This is a genomic window from Pseudomonas sp. rhizo25 (assembly GCF_031931935.1).
In the GTDB taxonomy this organism is placed as follows: domain Bacteria; phylum Pseudomonadota; class Gammaproteobacteria; order Pseudomonadales; family Pseudomonadaceae; genus Aquipseudomonas; species Aquipseudomonas synxantha.
This window is the reverse complement of record NZ_JAUJXA010000003.1, coordinates 180,480-195,182: the sequence shown is the minus strand read 5'-3', so window position 1 is coordinate 195,182 and position 14,703 is coordinate 180,480. Positions and strand designations below refer to the sequence as shown.

Annotated in this window: 13 protein-coding genes; 7 read left to right on the top strand and 6 right to left on the bottom strand. The window is 59.2% G+C overall.

Going from position 1 to position 14,703, the window contains the following annotated elements; all coding sequences use genetic code 11:
- Positions 1 to 8 precede the first annotated feature (8 nt).
- A complete protein-coding gene (locus tag QZR30_RS07920; protein ID WP_046068326.1) occupies positions 9 to 515 on the bottom strand; it encodes a toxin-activating lysine-acyltransferase in 507 nt (168 codons plus the stop codon).
- 9 nt (positions 516 to 524) lie between these two features.
- Complete coding sequence (locus QZR30_RS07915) at positions 525 to 2,303, bottom strand: ShlB/FhaC/HecB family hemolysin secretion/activation protein (RefSeq protein ID WP_233518705.1); 1,779 nt, start codon at positions 2,301 to 2,303, stop codon at positions 525 to 527.
- A 251-nt stretch (positions 2,304 to 2,554) separates the two neighbouring features.
- Here QZR30_RS07915 and QZR30_RS07910 point away from each other — a divergent pair, with 251 nt between their 5' ends.
- A complete protein-coding gene (locus QZR30_RS07910; RefSeq protein WP_056847683.1) occupies positions 2,555 to 3,175 on the top strand; it encodes a tyrosine-type recombinase/integrase in 621 nt (206 codons plus the stop codon).
- Positions 3,176 to 3,364: 189 nt separating this feature from the next.
- Positions 3,365 to 4,117 (top strand): class I SAM-dependent methyltransferase, encoded by a 753-nt coding sequence (locus QZR30_RS07905; RefSeq protein WP_059398198.1) that lies wholly within the window; start codon positions 3,365 to 3,367, stop codon positions 4,115 to 4,117.
- Positions 4,118 to 4,212: 95 nt separating this feature from the next.
- Here the strand turns inward: QZR30_RS07905 and QZR30_RS07900 are convergent, their stop codons facing one another.
- From QZR30_RS07900 to QZR30_RS07890, 3 genes are all read right to left on the bottom strand, one after another.
- Positions 4,213 to 5,427: an aldose 1-epimerase family protein gene (locus tag QZR30_RS07900; protein ID WP_056847681.1), complete on the bottom strand. Its 1,215-nt coding sequence runs from the start codon at positions 5,425 to 5,427 to the stop codon at positions 4,213 to 4,215.
- A 210-nt stretch (positions 5,428 to 5,637) separates the two neighbouring features.
- Positions 5,638 to 6,060 carry a hypothetical protein gene (locus QZR30_RS07895; RefSeq protein WP_046068330.1) on the bottom strand — a complete coding sequence of 141 codons (423 nt, stop codon included), beginning with the start codon at positions 6,058 to 6,060 and terminating at the stop codon, positions 5,638 to 5,640.
- A gap of 110 nt (positions 6,061 to 6,170) precedes the next feature.
- The gene (locus QZR30_RS07890; protein ID WP_068967297.1) at positions 6,171 to 7,064 is read right to left on the bottom strand and encodes a LysR family transcriptional regulator; all 894 of its coding nucleotides are present in this window, start codon (positions 7,062 to 7,064) and stop codon (positions 6,171 to 6,173) included.
- Positions 7,065 to 7,158: 94 nt separating this feature from the next.
- Between QZR30_RS07890 and QZR30_RS07885 the strand changes: the two genes are divergently transcribed.
- From QZR30_RS07885 to QZR30_RS07865, 5 genes are all read left to right on the top strand, one after another.
- Positions 7,159 to 8,364: an MFS transporter gene (locus QZR30_RS07885; protein WP_046068332.1), complete on the top strand. Its 1,206-nt coding sequence runs from the start codon at positions 7,159 to 7,161 to the stop codon at positions 8,362 to 8,364.
- 16 nt (positions 8,365 to 8,380) lie between these two features.
- Positions 8,381 to 8,782: an ester cyclase gene (locus QZR30_RS07880; RefSeq protein WP_046068333.1), complete on the top strand. Its 402-nt coding sequence runs from the start codon at positions 8,381 to 8,383 to the stop codon at positions 8,780 to 8,782.
- Positions 8,783 to 8,836: 54 nt separating this feature from the next.
- On the top strand, positions 8,837 to 9,319 hold the full coding sequence (locus tag QZR30_RS07875; RefSeq protein WP_311903149.1) for a VOC family protein: 483 nt from the start codon (positions 8,837 to 8,839) through the stop codon (positions 9,317 to 9,319).
- A gap of 208 nt (positions 9,320 to 9,527) precedes the next feature.
- Entirely contained in the window at positions 9,528 to 10,904 is a 1,377-nt protein-coding gene (locus QZR30_RS07870) for a cystathionine beta-synthase (RefSeq protein ID WP_311903148.1), read from the top strand.
- The gene (locus QZR30_RS07865; RefSeq protein WP_046068336.1) at positions 10,901 to 12,067 is read left to right on the top strand and encodes a cystathionine gamma-synthase; all 1,167 of its coding nucleotides are present in this window, start codon (positions 10,901 to 10,903) and stop codon (positions 12,065 to 12,067) included. The genes QZR30_RS07870 and QZR30_RS07865 overlap by 4 nt, the downstream gene beginning before the upstream one ends.
- Positions 12,068 to 12,382: 315 nt before the next feature.
- Here QZR30_RS07865 and QZR30_RS07860 read toward each other — a convergent pair whose 3' ends face one another.
- The gene (locus tag QZR30_RS07860) at positions 12,383 to 14,581 is read right to left on the bottom strand and encodes an OsmC domain/YcaO domain-containing protein (RefSeq protein ID WP_311903147.1); all 2,199 of its coding nucleotides are present in this window, start codon (positions 14,579 to 14,581) and stop codon (positions 12,383 to 12,385) included.
- Between the last annotated feature and the right edge of the window lie 122 nt (positions 14,582 to 14,703).

The following is a 14,703-nucleotide window of genomic DNA, read 5'->3' as shown; positions in this document are numbered from 1 at the left end:
CGCAAGTACTACGATTGGCGGGCAACGGCCGCGATCGGCCACTTCAAGCGCGCCAGAGCAGCACCTTGAAACCGCTTGATCCGTAACCCGCGCTCGTTGCCCCGGTGATACAGAGCGCTGAACCGGCTGTCGGCAAACAAATGGCGCTGCACTAAGCGTGCAAGGCGGGCGCTGTGACCAAAAGGCGCCACCCAGTCCAGGAACCACAGTCGCTCGCCGCTGTTCCAGTCGTGCGCAGGCAGGCTGATGGCAGGATTTTGCACATAGCGCTGCTCGGCCTCGACGCTGAACCAACACCAGGCGGCGTAAAACACCGGGCGCCCCGATTCGTAGCCGATGATGAACTGGCGGTTGGCAATAGCTGGCAACAGCAGCGCGTTCAGGGTGTGCAGCGGCACATCGCGATGGCTCGCCGAGTGCATCCACAGCCATACGGCGGCACCCAGCGCCTGGGCCTCGTTCCATGGCTTTTCGCTGAACGCCGGCGCGATCAGCTCAAGGTTATCGAGTTGCATGGCAAACCCTCACATCGACCACGTCAGGCTGAAACCTGCCGTGGTACTGGCAGTCTCGAAGCCCTTGGGTTTGCTGATCGGTTGACCGACAAACACGTCGTAAGACACTTGCCGGTAGCCACCGCGCAATCCCACCACGTACCCAGCCAGATGATCACCAATGAGGTATTGGCTTGAAGGCCCGCCCACCTTGCCGTAGTCAACACCCAGGTAGGTTTCCTGCCCGGAGTCGCCCAGCGCCAGGCCGAGGTCGTTACGCACCAGCCAACCACGGTCGGCCGACAAAATGTTTTCACCGTCAAACCCGCGCACGCTGTAGCGCCCGCCGATCGAGAAACGATCCTGCGGCACCAACGCCGTGCGGTTCCACTGCGCACGCCAGGCCGCGGTGTAACGCAAGCGCTGCGTGGCAAGGCCAAACGGTACGGAAAATTGCGCGTCGGCGTTGATGATCTGCGAACGCGAGGTCCCTTCGTCAAACGCCTCCTCAGGCGCAGCGATTGCGTTGCGCGCACCTGTGCCCCGGCGATAGCTGGTGCCCAGATCGAGCGTGGCGGTACCGATGAACTCCCGATGACTCAGCCCCAGCGCCCAGCCTGCCATGCGTCGGCGCTGAATTTCGATCTCGGTATCGTCGATATAGTTTTGCGAAGTGCGCGTCCAGCCACTGAGCTTGAGCGTGGTTTTGCGCACGGCATCGCGATACAGCAAGCGAGACGCGCTGATCTCATTGTTTTTGCTTTCTCCGGTGTACTTGTAAGTCTGGTTGGCCCCAGCGACCGTCTGGTGATAGTCATACTCGCTGGACGTGACGCCAAACAGCCAATAACCGTAGGGGACAGAGTAGTGCAAGGTATGGCCCTTGGAACCACGATTACCCGCGTCCCCCCCGCCCAAGTCGTGGTTGAAGCTGGCGTAGAACAAATCGTTCAGGCTCAGCAGGTTGTCCAACGACACCGAAGCCGAACCCAGGTATTTACCTGTGGCGTCGGTTCCCGAATCATCTACCGACACGCTCAAACGCACGGGAAGTGCCTGTTTCCACGCGATAACCAAGTCACTGTCGCCCGGCTTTGCGTCCATTCCCTGGGCCGCGGCGATTTGGATATCCGCCTCAGCCGTGGGCACGCGTTTGAAGTTTTCCAACGCTTGCTCAAGATCACGCAGGTTCAGCAGGTCACCTGTTTTGGCAGGCACCGCGTTCCAGGCATTGGCTCGGGTAGAGGTGCCTTCGGCGAAGCGGATGGAATGAATGCGCCCCGGAATCAGGGTCAGTTGCAGCACACCGCTGTTTAAATCCTGAGGCGGTGCAAGCACGCGTGTCGTGACAAACCCGCGCTCGATGATTGCATTCTGGATTCGCTTCATCGTCAGGTTGATGCCTTGGGCACCCAGACATTGACCGGTGGCCGGGTCATTTTTGGGATCGGCGCTGCGCAGTGCCCATTGAAAATCTTCAGCCAACTCGCCGTTCAAGACGACCTGACGAATCAGGAAACAGGGGGATTCACGCTTCTCGAGCAAAACCCCGGCGGAGGATGAGGGCGGCGCCTCAAGGCGCACATCCGGCGACGGCTCAAGTTGCTCGCGCAACGCTCGCTCGCGGTCCTGCTGCAATAGCAACTGTTGGGCAGGTGCGGGAGGGTCAGCGGCCTGCACGCCGAAACTGCTGATCAAACCGAACAACAATACGGCCACCGAATGAAGGGACGGTGGCAGTTTTCTAACAGGCAAGTACAACGTACCGAAACGGGCCAGGTACTCCTTAGGCCGGAAACATACTTTCATTTCGCATCCCTGTGAAATCTTCCTGCGGGTGCAGCATGCACCAGAACGGCACGTGATCTGCGAGAATTGCCTCTGACAGGCAACTCCCCTATGAACAACTGTTGCTCATTAAAGTTCAAGGACGCGTGAGAAATTTCCTACACTTAATTTCCCCCCGGCTTCTTAGACCCCTCTAAGAGAGTACTCTTGGCCGGTGAGCGACCGTCGCTCTGATTAGCCATCCTTGTCTTTCCACACGTGGAGGACTTGTTATGAACATCATCGCTACCTGCGGCCGTCAGCCCTGGAACAAAGGAAAACTAGTAGGGCAGAAAGCCCCACTCCGACTGAGAGATATCTGGGCCATCCGAGTAAGGCTTCAAATTGCGGAAAGAAGCCGGGATCTGGCTCTCTTCGATCTGGCCATCGACAGTAAGCTTCGAGCCTGCGACTTAACCAAGCTCCGCGTGCGCGATGTCGCCCATGGCGAACACGTATCATCACGAGCCATGGTGATGCAGCAGAAAACGCAGCGACCAGTGCAGTTTGAGATCACTGAGCAAACACGGTCAGCTCTCGTGGCATGGATACATCAGGCACAACTACGCAGCGAGGACTGCCTTTTTCCTAGTCGGCTACATACCTCAGACCATCTATCCACTCGTCAATACGCTCGTATTGTCAAAGGCTGGGTGAAAGCCGTAGGCCTTGATCCAGCCATGTATGGCACTCACACAATGAGACGTACGAAGGCATCACTAATCTATCGCAGAACGAAGAACCTACGGGCGGTTCAGTTGCTGCTCGGCCATACGAAGCTGGAGAGCACTGTTCGATATCTGGGGATTGAGGTCGATGGCGCCCTGGAGATGGCGGAACAGACTGAGGTTTGATCATGCATAGCGACGGTCGGAGTCAGACCGTCGCTAACCGGCCAGAAGCGGACATCCCAGTCCACATACCGCCAGCGTCACACTTCATGCATTGGAGAGTCACCACTGACTGGGTGAAACCTTCTCCCACTGCCAAAAAGCACGGCAATAAGAGCTTACGCTTACTTATAAACTCATTGAGGCTTAGTAATGTCGACCAACCTACCCGACTTCACCACACGTTTGCTGATCGACGCAGGAATCGCAAAAGGGATGCGAATTCTGGACGTTGGCTGCGGCTCGGGGGATGTTTCATTTCTGTTGTGTGATTTGGTAGAGAATGACGCAGAGATCATCGGAATCGATCGTGACGCCGCAGCCATCGCCAGTGCACGCCAGCGCAATGCATCACGAAACCACCCTTCACTGAAATTTCTGCAGTGTGATGTTTCAGAACTGCAGGACTCTCTCGGCACTTTTGACGCAATCGTTGGGCGGCGTGTCCTGATGTATCAGAAGGATGCGGTGGCAACGATTCGTGCGCTGTCGAAGTACTTGCGCCCCACTGGCATCGTGGTCTTTCAAGAGCACGATACGACCATGGTACCCACAAGCCTGGATCCCTTCCCTTTGCATAAAAGGGCGCAATCCTGGATACAAGAAATGATTGCTCGCGAAGGCGCCGATCTACACATCGGTTTTAATCTGCACAGCATTTTTACACAGGCAGGCTTGACTGTTGAAAGCGTGCGGGCTGAATGCCTGATACAAACACCTGATACACCCTACAGCCTTGGCGCCATCGTTCGAGCGTGCTTACCGCGAATCACTGCATTAGGAGTGGCCAGTGTAGAAGACGTCGATATTGAAACGCTGCAAGAGCGCTTGGACCAGGAGCGTTCAGCCTCTTCAGGCATCTACATCGGCGATGTGATGTTCGGGAGTTGGGCACGCAAAGTTTGACACCCAATACATTACCATCGGCTCGTTACTCGGCAGTCCCACGGCCCTAAATGGTCAGCCCCCCCCGAGCAACGACACCGATGATCGTCCCGGCATCACCCCTTGGTCAGATCAACCAACGGCGCCTGCCGCACCTCAGTCTTCCGCCCGGCCTGAATCTCGCTCACCTGCTTCAAGGCCTTATCTACCGCCGCCTTATCCGCCAACAAGCTATAGCTGATGCGGAACTGCTTGTGTTCCTTCGGCCCAATAGTCGGTACCAGGTTCAGTGGCCGCTGATACCGGCGGTTATAGGAAAAGCTCGTGCCCGGTTCCAGCCCTGTGACATAGCCCTGGCCTTGGGTATCCGTGTTTTTCCACAAGGAAAACACCGGCAGTGTCTGTGTATTGAAGCCCACCGAAACGCCCAGGCTGCCGGCCTTGTTATGCAACACGGTCAACGTATCGCCCTTGGCGTCGGCATACGGCACCACGTTGTAAACCGTTTCATCGTAGTCCTTGGTGGGTGCGCGGTACGTTTGCCAGTCGGCCAGTTCGCCCTTGGCCTTGTCGTTGAACGGCGACACCTGTTTCACCGGCGCGGCGAAACGAGCGCCCTGCTCCAGGAACGGCGTGCTGAAGTTACTGTGATACAGCGCCTGGTATTCCTTCGGATAGTCGCCGTTGTTGGTCAGGGTGTCGTTGAGGGCGAACACCACGCTGCCAGCCTCGGTGACCAGTTCGGTCGCGACGGAGAAGTCGACCTTCTTGAACGCCTGCTCTTTCAGCTCGCCACGCAGGGTGATGGCGTACGGTGGTTTTTCATCGATGTGCAGGGTGACTTTGTTCGCCGGAATGTTGGCGGCCCGACCGTGCAGGGTCAGCAGTTCGCCGTTGTCGATGCCGGGGTGGCCGACCCATTCGTATCCGCAGCGGGTCACCAACTCATTGAAACCTTCCAACCAGCCCAGGCCACCACGGCCATTGAGTTCGATGAAAGACGGATTGACCACCTCCTTGACCGGCGAATCCCAACCCATGCGCACATCGCCGACCGAAGCCTGCAAGACGTTCATCCCGCGAGTCGGCACCACCGATAGTTTCATCGTGCCGTTATCGATATCGACGATGCTGACGCCCTCCTGCCGACCGCCGTGCAAGGTGCGCAGGGTGACGCTGAAGGGTTTGTCGGCTTGTATGCCGAGCTGCTGGCTGGTGACCTGCCAGTTCTGGGCGGCTTTGTCGGTGTCGAGCAGGACGTAATCCCAGGCCATGGCGTGGGAGGCGGCGGAAAGTGTGCTGAGGGCGATGAAGAGTTTGATTGGGGTCATGGCGGTAGCCTTTCTTGGAGTTGTAGTCGTTTTATAAACTCGATGAAACGTTTCAGCAAGCTTAAAAAGCTACACAATGCAGGTAACCACCAGCATAGAGCGGGGAGAGATTGAAGATTGAGTCGGTGCCATCGCGAGTAGATTGGACCGAAAAACGGGTTGAGCGGCATGGGCTTCAACATATTCGGCCGGAGTGGTTTGAACCATTTGCTAGCTAGAGGTAATCGCAAATAGTTTTTTGCACAAATAGGCATCCTCCCTTGGAATGAAATCTTCAGGTTTTTCATTGCAGGAAAACGCTTCGAAAAGGTGGTTGATAATTTTCTTCGCCTGGTCCGCAGAAAGGATACGTGTGTCTATCAGGTCAAGAAGAGCCTCGGCTATCTCGTTTAAACTAATGCAGTATTCTTCAGCAGCAATCCTAAGCACTGCTCGCACTTCCCTATATTTATCATCTGAATTTACGTTGCTTATCAGAAAGTTAAGTGGCTCTTCCAGAATTTCAAAAGGATAAATCTTTTGATACCTGTCGCAGTACTCTATAAGGGCCCGCTTAACTTTCACGCCATCAAATTCTTGAGAGCCAACCTCTAACAGAGCATTAATCTTCGTATTAGATATCCAGTTTTTCATCGCGGAGTCCATCTTAGTTAACGCTTATTCACGGGAGTGCCCGCCCACCTTGTGGCTGAAATCCACCCGGTAAAATACCCATCGTCTAAAAGATCCACAATCACACCTCATCAACCCCCATGCCGCTCCACCAAAAAATCCACAAACGCCCTCACCCGCGCCGGCATCGCCCCTCCCCCCACAAACACCGCATGAATCGGCTCCACATCCCCCGGGTTAAACTCCTCAAGCAATACCACCAACTCCCCCCGCCTCACCTCCTCCACCACACTAAACGCCCCAATCCGCGCAATCCCCGCCCCCAGCTTTGCCAACTGCGCCAACGCCTCCCCACTATTGCCCTCAATCGTCCCCGTCACTTTCAACGAAAACTCCCGCCCCTCCACCCGAAACGGCCAATCCGGCGCCGCCCGGCGGAAGTTGAAGCGCAGGCAGTTGTGGTTGAGTAAATCCTGCGGCACAACCGGGGTGCCGTGGCGCGCCAGGTAGTCAGGTGAGGCGACGATAACCTGGCCGGTGGAGCCGATGTGGCGGGCGGTCAGGGGGCTGTCGACGAGTGGGCCGAAGCGGATGGCGACGTCGGCCTGGCCGCCGAGGATGTCCACGACTTCATCGCCGAGCATCAGGTCGACGACGATGGCGGAATAGCGGGCGCTGAACGCGGCGATCAACGGCACGATGGTCATACGGCCATGGGCCAGGGCGGCGCTGACTCGCAGGCGGCCGCGGGGGGCGCCTTGGTCGGTGATGGCGTCTTCGACTTCGGCCATGTCCGCAAGGATGCGCCGGGCGCCGCGCAGGTAGGCTTCGCCTTCGGCGGTGAAGGTGATGGCGCGGGTGGTGCGCAGCAGCAGTCGGGTGCCGATGCGCCGTTCGGTGCGGGTGATGATGCGGCTGATGGACGATGGCGTCAGCCCCAGGGCTCGCGCCGCGCCGGACAGGCTGCCGTGCTCGGCGACCATGGCGAACACTTCCATCTCTCCCGAACGTCCACCAATGTCCATTTGTGCCTCCTGCGCAAAGCTGTAGTTCCGAACCAAGGGCTACTGCTGCAAAAGGCTGGATTGTAGCATTTGACACACAGATGAGGAGTCAACCATGCGTATCAATCCACCCCTTGTAGCCTTGTCCATCGGTGCCTTTGGCATCGGGGTCACGGAGTTTGCACCCATGGGCATGTTGCCCGGTATTGCCGCCGATCTTGGCGTATCCATTCCCGCCGCGGGGCTGTTGGTGAGCGCCTATGCCATGGGCGTGCTGATCGGCGCGCCGATCATGACCCTCGCCACGGCCAGGGTGCCACGCCGTTACCTGTTGATCGGGCTGATGGCGATTTTCACCCTGGGTAATCTGCTCTCGGCGTTGGCCACCAACTACCAGACCTTGATGATTGCCAGGCTGGTGACATCGCTGAACCACGGGGCGTTCTTCGGCATTGGTTCGATTGTGGCGGCGAGTGTGGTAGCACCAGAGAAACGTGCGGGAGCGGTCGCGGCGATGTTCCTGGGGCTGACCTTGGCGACCATTGGCGGTGTGCCCCTGGCCACTTGGTTTGGCGAGAATTTTGGTTGGCGCACGGCGTTCTGGGGCATCAGTGGGTTAGGCGCAGTGGTGATGGCGGCGCTGTGGTGGGCCTTGCCCAATGCTCCCGCGCCGAAAGGCGGAAGCCTGATGGCGGAAATTCGCGTACTAGGCCGCGGGCCGGTGCTGGCTGCGTTGGCGCTGACCGTGGTGGGTTCCAGTGCAATGTTTACGGTGTTCACCTATATCGCACCGATTCTGCGTGACGTCACCCACGCCTCGACCAACTTCGTCACCGGCATGCTCGTGCTGTTCGGTGTCGGCCTGACCCTGGGCAACGTGTGGGGTGGCAAGTCTGCGGACCGTTCGGTGGACCGTACCTTGATCACCTCCCTGGTGGTGTTGATCGCCGTGCTGCTAGCCTTCTCGGTGCTGATGCAATGGCCGCTGCCTGCTGCCGTGTCGATCCTGCTGTGGGGCGCCGCGAGTTTTGCCTTGGTGCCGCCGTTGCAGATGCGTGTGATGGAAGCCGCCAAGGATGCGCCTAACCTGGCTTCCGCGATGAACATCGGTGCGTTTAATTTCGGTAATGCGATTGGCGCGGCGTTGGGTGGCGCGGTGATCAACGCCGGGCTGGGCTACCCGGCCATTTCCCTGGCAGGCGCGCTGATGGCCGGCCTGGGTTTGCTGATGGTGCTGGGTTTGAGCTGGCGTTCGCGGCATACCCGGTCACGCACTTGCGGGGACATCTGCTTGCCGGCGATAGTGGACGAGCGCGCTTAAACCAGGAGAACGGCCCATGACCCGCGACCAACTCGCCAGCTTCTACCAAGGCTATATCGATTGTCTGAACCGTCAGGATTGGCAGCACCTGGGCGATTTTGTCCACCCTGATGTGACGTACAACGGGAGCCCGGTTGGCCTGGAGGGCTACCGGGCGATGCTGGAGCGCGACTTCCGGGAAATCCCCGACCTGGTGTTCCGCGTTCAGCTGCTGGTTGCCGACCCGCCGACGGTCGCCAGTCGGCTGAACTTTAGGGTCAGTCCCAGGGGCGAGTTTTTCGGGCTGCCGATCAACGGCAGGACGGTCGTATTCGACGAGAACGTTTTTTACGAATGCGTCGACGGTAAATTCGCCCGCGTCTGGTCGGTGATCGATAAGGCAGCGGTCGCCCATCAGCTGAAAGGGAACGCCGGCTGACAGGGCGGCACCCTCGTCTAGACTTCATACTCCTATTAACCCGAGGAGTTTGCGATGAACAACAAAAATACCGTCTGCCTCTGGTACAACGGCGACGCTGTGGAGGCTGCCACTTTTTACGCCGAAACCTTCCCCGACAGCAAAGTGAACGCGGTGCACTACGCCCCTGGCGATTACCCCTCCGGTAAACAGGGCGATGCATTGACGGTGGAATTCACCGTCATGGGCATCCCGTGCATCGGCCTGAACGGCGGTTCGGCGTTCAAGCACAGCGAGGCGTTTTCCTTTCAGGTGTCCACGGACGACCAGGAGGAAACCGACAGGTTGTGGAATGCCATCGTTGGCAATGGCGGAAAGGAAAGTGCCTGCGGCTGGTGCAAGGACAAATGGGGTTTGTCATGGCAGATCTCGCCACGGGTGTTGGTCGATGCGGTGACCAGCAAGGATTCCGCCGTCGCCAAGCGTGCGTTTGAGGCGATGATGAAGATGACCAAAATCGACATAGCGACTATCGAAGCTGCCATTGCCGGTGACTGATGTGGGAGCGGCCTCGCTAAAGCTCGAGCGCTCCTACATTTGATCTGCGTCGGCACGCCAATTTGAGTCCCCACGCGCATCGCCCATGCGCCAAAAAAAGTCATGCATCGGACCGCCAGGTTGCGACCTGGGCGATACCGGCCTATGTTCGAAGTCATGCATTTTGCTGTCCCCCTACCCTACGCCCATCCCGTAACCAGGTGACGACATGCCCACCCTATCCCGCCCTGCCGTACTTGAGCTGATCGGTAACACACCGCTGGTCAAGGTCAGCCGCTTCGACACTGGCCCTTGCACACTGTTTCTCAAGCTTGAATCACAAAACCCCGGCGGTTCCATCAAGGACCGCATCGGCCTGGCGATGATCGACGCCGCCGAACGTGACGGCCGCTTGCGCCCTGGTGGCACCATCATCGAAGCCACCGCCGGCAACACCGGCCTGGGCCTGGCGCTGGTGGGCCGAGCCAAGGGCTACCGGGTGGTGCTGGTGGTGCCCGACAAGATGTCCACGGAAAAAGTCCTGCACCTCAAGGCCATGGGCGCCGAGGTGCACATCACCCGTTCCGATGTGGGCAAGGGCCACCCCGAGTATTACCAGGATGTGGCTGCACGCCTGGCCAAGGATATTCCCGACTCGTTCTTTGCCGACCAGTTCAACAACCCGGCCAACCCGTTGGCTCACGAGACCAGCACCGCGCCGGAGATCTGGGCGCAGACCCAGCATGATGTGGATGCGATTGTGGTGGGCGTCGGCTCGGCCGGCACCCTCACCGGGCTGACCCGTTTCTTCAAACGCGTACAGCCAGACCTGGCCATGGTACTGGCCGACCCGGTGGGTTCGGTAATGGCCGAATACAGCCGCAGCGGCCAGCTGGAAACGCCCGGCTCCTGGGCCGTGGAAGGCATCGGCGAGGATTTCATCCCCTCGATTGCCGACCTCTCCAGCGTGCGCCACGCCTACTCCATCAGCGATGAAGAAAGCTTCGACCACGCCCGCCAGTTGCTCAAGGCCGAAGGCATTCTCGGGGGCTCATCCACCGGCACCCTGCTAGCCGCCGCCCTGCGTTACTGCCGTGAGCAAACCACGCCCAAGCGTGTGGTGACCTTCGTCTGCGACACCGGCACGCGGTACTTGTCGAAGGTCTACAACGATCAATGGATGAACGACGCCGGCCTGTTGCAGTACAAGCATTACGGCGACCTGCGCGACCTGATCGCCCGCCGCTTCGAAGACGGCCGCGTGATTAGCGTCAGCCCCGACGACACCCTGCTCACCGCCTTCCAGCGCATGCGCCTGGCGGATGTGTCGCAACTGCCGGTGCTGGTAGACGGCCAACAGCTGGTGGGCGTCATCGATGAGTCCGATATCCTGCTGGGCTTGCACCACGACGCCGCGGATTTTTCCATGACCGTCGCCAGCGCCATGACCGACACCTTGCACACCCTGGCCCCCAGCGCCAGCCTGGCCGAACTGCAGGCAGAACTGGATCGCGGCCTGGTCGCCATCATTGCTGACGCCTCAGGCTTCCATGGTCTGATTACCCGCGTCGACCTGCTTAACCACCTACGGAGATCCCTTGCATGAGTCAGCCCGATAAAAGCGCGTTTGCCACCCGTGTGATCCATGCCGGGCAGTCACCCGACCCGACCACGGGCGCGCTGATGCCGCCAATCTACGCCAACTCCACTTACCTGCAAGACAGCCCCGGTGTGCACAAGGGCTTCGACTACGGGCGCTCCCACAACCCCACGCGTTTTGCCCTGGAGCGCTGCGTGGCCGACCTTGAAGGCGGCAGCCAGGCGTTTGCGTTTGCCTCGGGGCTGGCGGCGATTTCCACGGTGCTGGAGCTGCTGGATGCCGGCGCACATATTGTCTCGGGCAATGACTTGTATGGCGGCACGTTCCGGCTGTTCGACAAGGTACGCCAGCGCAGTGCCGGGCACCGTTTCAGCTATGTCGACCTGAGCGACTTGTCGGCCTTTGAAGCGTCGTTGCAGGACGACACGCGCATGGTCTGGGTCGAGACCCCGAGCAATCCGCTGCTGAGCCTCACCGACCTGCGCGCCGTCGCACGTATCTGCCGTGCCCGCGGGATTGTCTGCGTGGCCGACAACACCTTCGCCAGCCCGTGGATCCAGCGGCCGCTGGAACTGGGTTTCGATATTGTGGTGCACTCCACTACCAAGTACCTCAATGGGCATTCCGATGTGATCGGTGGTATCGCCGTTGTGGGCGACAACCCTGAGCTGGCAGAACGCTTGGGCTTTCTGCAGAACTCAGTGGGCGCTATTGCCGGGCCGTTCGACGCGTTCCTGACCTTGCGCGGGGTAAAGACCCTGGCGCTGCGCATGGAGCGCCATTGCAGCAATGCCCTGGACCTGGCCACCTGGCTGGAACAACAGCCACAGGTATCGCGTGTTCACTACCCAGGCTTGAAATCCCACCCACAGCATGAGTTGGCAAAACAGCAGATGCGCGGGTTTGGCGGGATGATTTCAGTGGATTTGAACAGCGACCTGGCCGGTGCAACGCGCTTCCTGGAAAACGTCAAGATCTTCGCCCTGGCCGAGAGCCTGGGGGGCGTGGAAAGCCTGATCGAACACCCGGCGATCATGACCCATGCGAGCATCCCGGCGGCGACGCGGGCGCAGTTGGGAATCGGCGATGGGCTGGTACGGTTGTCGGTGGGGGTTGAGGATGTAGAGGATCTGCGCAAGGATCTGGCCCAAGCCCTGGCGCACATCTAACGCCAAACATCGATCAAAATGTGGGAGGGGGCTTGCCCCCGATGGCGGTGCATCAGTCAGCTTATTTGCAACTGACCCACCGCTATCGGGAGCAAGCCCCCTCCCACATTGAACGCAGAATCAGTTCGAAATCATGTTGGTGCGGGTTGAGGATCTGCGCAAGGATCTGGCCCAAGCCTTGGCGCACATCTAACGCCAAACATCGATCAAAAATGTGGGAGGGGGCTTGCTCCCGATGGCGGTGCATCAGTCAGCTTATTTGTAACTGACCCACCGCTATCGGGAGCAAGCCCCCTCCCACATTGACAGTGTAAATCAGCCAAGGCTTACGTTGGCCCGCGCCGCATGCAGCTTCTTGTAGCTGTCGATCAGGCGCAAATGCCGATCCAGCCCTCCCAGCTTCATGCTGGTCGGCGTCAACCCATAGAACCGCACGCTGCCGTCCACCGAGCCGATCACCGCATCCATGCGTTCGTTGCCAAACATGCGCCGGAAGTTGGCTTCGTAGTCGGCCAGCTCCAGGTCGTCATCCAGTTCCATCTCCAGTACCGCGTTCATCGCCTGGTAAAACAGGCCACGCTCGGCGGTGTTGTCGTTGTACTGCAGGAACATCTCCACGCATTCCTTGGCCTCTTCATACTGCTTCAAGGCCAGGAAGATCAGCAGTTTCAGCTCCAGAATGGTCAGTTGGCCCCAGGCCGTGTTGTCATCGAACTCGATGCCGATCAGAGTGGTGATATCGGTGTAGTCGTCCAGCTCGCTTTCGATCAGGCGCTCGACCAGTGCCTGCAACTCGTCCTCGTCGAGGCGGTGCAGGTTGAGGATGTCTTCGCGGAAAAACAGCGCCTTGTTGGTGTTGTCCCAGATCAGGTCGTCCACCGGGTAGATCTCCGAGTAGTCCGGCACCAGGATGCGGCAGGCGGTGGCACCCAGGTGCTCGTACACCGCCATGTACGACTCTTTGCCCATGCCTTCAAGGATGCCGAACAGCGTCGCGGCCTCCTGGGCGTTGGAGTCTTCGCCGTGGCCGGAGAAGTCCCACTCGACGAATTCATAATCGGACTGGGCACTGAAAAAGCGCCACGACACCACGCCGCTGGAGTCGATAAAGTGCTCGACGAAGTTGTTCGGCTCGGTGACCGCCTGGCCTTCGAAGGTCGGCTGCGGCAGGTCGTTCAAGCCTTCGAAGCTGCGGCCCTGCAGCAGCTCGGTGAGGCTGCGCTCCAGCGCCACTTCCAGGCTTGGGTGCGCGCCGAACGAGGCGAACACGCCACCGGTGCGTGGGTTCATCAAGGTCACGCACATCACCGGGAACTCCCCGCCCAGGGACGCATCCTTGACCAGCACCGGGAAGCCCTGGGCCTCCAGGCCCTGAATGCCCGCCAGAATGCCCGGGTACTTGGCCAACACTTCGGCCGGTACGTCCGGCAGCGCGAATTCGCCCTCGATGATTTCGCGCTTCACCGCCCGCTCGAAAATCTCCGACAGGCACTGCACCTGGGCTTCGGCCAAGGTGTTGCCGGCGCTCATGCCGTTGCTCAGGTAGAGGTTTTCGATCAGGTTGGAAGGGAAATACACCACTTCACCGTCGGACTGGCGCACAAACGGCAACGAGACAATGCCGCGGGCTTCGTTACCGGAATTGGTGTCGAACAGGTGCGAGCCGCGCAGCTCGCCATCGCGGTTGTAGATCTTCAGGCAGTAGGCATCGAGGATTTCACTCGGCAGCTCGTCATTTTTGCCCGGCTGGAACCAGCGCTCATCCGGGTAATGCACGAACGGCGCATTGGCCAGCTCCTCGCCCCAGAACTGGTCGTTGTAGAAGAAGTTGCAGTTGAGCCGTTCGATGAACTCACCCAGCGCCGACGCCAGGGCGCCCTCCTTCGTTGCGCCCTTGCCGTTGGTAAAGCACATCGGCGAATGGGCATCGCGGATATGCAGCGACCAGACGTTGGGCACGATATTGCGCCACGAAGCGATCTCGATCTTCATGCCCAGGCCGGCGAGGATCGCGGACATGTTGGCGATGGTCTGCTCCAGCGGCAGGTCCTTGCCGGCGATGTAGGTGCCGACCTCAGACGTCGAGTTGGGCATCAGCAATGCCTGGGCGTCGGCGTCGAGATTCTCTACCTCTTCAATCACAAACTCCGGCCCGGCCTGCACGACTTTCTTCACGGTGCACCGGTCGATGGAACGCAGGATGCCCTGGCGATCCTTGTCGGAGATATCCGTAGGCAGCTCGACCTGGATCTTGAAGATCTGGTTGTAGCGGTTTTCCGGGTCGACAATGTTGTTCTGCGACAGGCGAATATTCTCCGTGGGAATATTGCGCGTTTGGCAGTACAACTTCACAAAGTACGCCGCACACAACGCCGACGAAGCCAGGAAGTAATCGAATGGCCCCGGTGCCGAACCATCGCCCTTGTAGCGGATGGGCTGGTCGGCAATGACCGTGAAGTCATCGAACTTGGCTTCAAGCCGAAGGTTGTCGAGAAAGTTGACCTTAATTTCCATGCGGGCACACCAGAATAACGAGCTAAACAAATTGGCCGCCATTATGAAGATTTTCGCCGGGAAGTCTCAGGGTTTTGCGTGTGGGCTGCCGATCGGTGTCGCTATGCCAGCAGCCTTTAGGC

Excerpts from the sequence above, each read along its gene's own strand:
- QZR30_RS07920 (WP_046068326.1), bottom strand. The coding sequence starts at position 515 with ATGCAACTCGATAACCTTGAGCTGATCGCGCCGGCGTTCAGCGAAAAG.
- QZR30_RS07915 (WP_233518705.1), bottom strand. The coding sequence starts at position 2,303 with ATGAAAGTATGTTTCCGGCCTAAGGAGTACCTGGCCCGTTTCGGTACG.
- QZR30_RS07910 (WP_056847683.1), top strand. The coding sequence starts at position 2,555 with ATGAACATCATCGCTACCTGCGGCCGTCAGCCCTGGAACAAAGGAAAA.
- QZR30_RS07905 (WP_059398198.1), top strand. The coding sequence starts at position 3,365 with ATGTCGACCAACCTACCCGACTTCACCACACGTTTGCTGATCGACGCA.
- QZR30_RS07900 (WP_056847681.1), bottom strand. The coding sequence starts at position 5,427 with ATGACCCCAATCAAACTCTTCATCGCCCTCAGCACACTTTCCGCCGCC.
- QZR30_RS07895 (WP_046068330.1), bottom strand. The coding sequence starts at position 6,060 with ATGAAAAACTGGATATCTAATACGAAGATTAATGCTCTGTTAGAGGTT.
- QZR30_RS07890 (WP_068967297.1), bottom strand. The coding sequence starts at position 7,064 with ATGGACATTGGTGGACGTTCGGGAGAGATGGAAGTGTTCGCCATGGTC.
- QZR30_RS07885 (WP_046068332.1), top strand. The coding sequence starts at position 7,159 with ATGCGTATCAATCCACCCCTTGTAGCCTTGTCCATCGGTGCCTTTGGC.
- QZR30_RS07880 (WP_046068333.1), top strand. The coding sequence starts at position 8,381 with ATGACCCGCGACCAACTCGCCAGCTTCTACCAAGGCTATATCGATTGT.
- QZR30_RS07875 (WP_311903149.1), top strand. The coding sequence starts at position 8,837 with ATGAACAACAAAAATACCGTCTGCCTCTGGTACAACGGCGACGCTGTG.
- QZR30_RS07870 (WP_311903148.1), top strand. The coding sequence starts at position 9,528 with ATGCCCACCCTATCCCGCCCTGCCGTACTTGAGCTGATCGGTAACACA.
- QZR30_RS07865 (WP_046068336.1), top strand. The coding sequence starts at position 10,901 with ATGAGTCAGCCCGATAAAAGCGCGTTTGCCACCCGTGTGATCCATGCC.
- QZR30_RS07860 (WP_311903147.1), bottom strand. The coding sequence starts at position 14,581 with ATGGAAATTAAGGTCAACTTTCTCGACAACCTTCGGCTTGAAGCCAAG.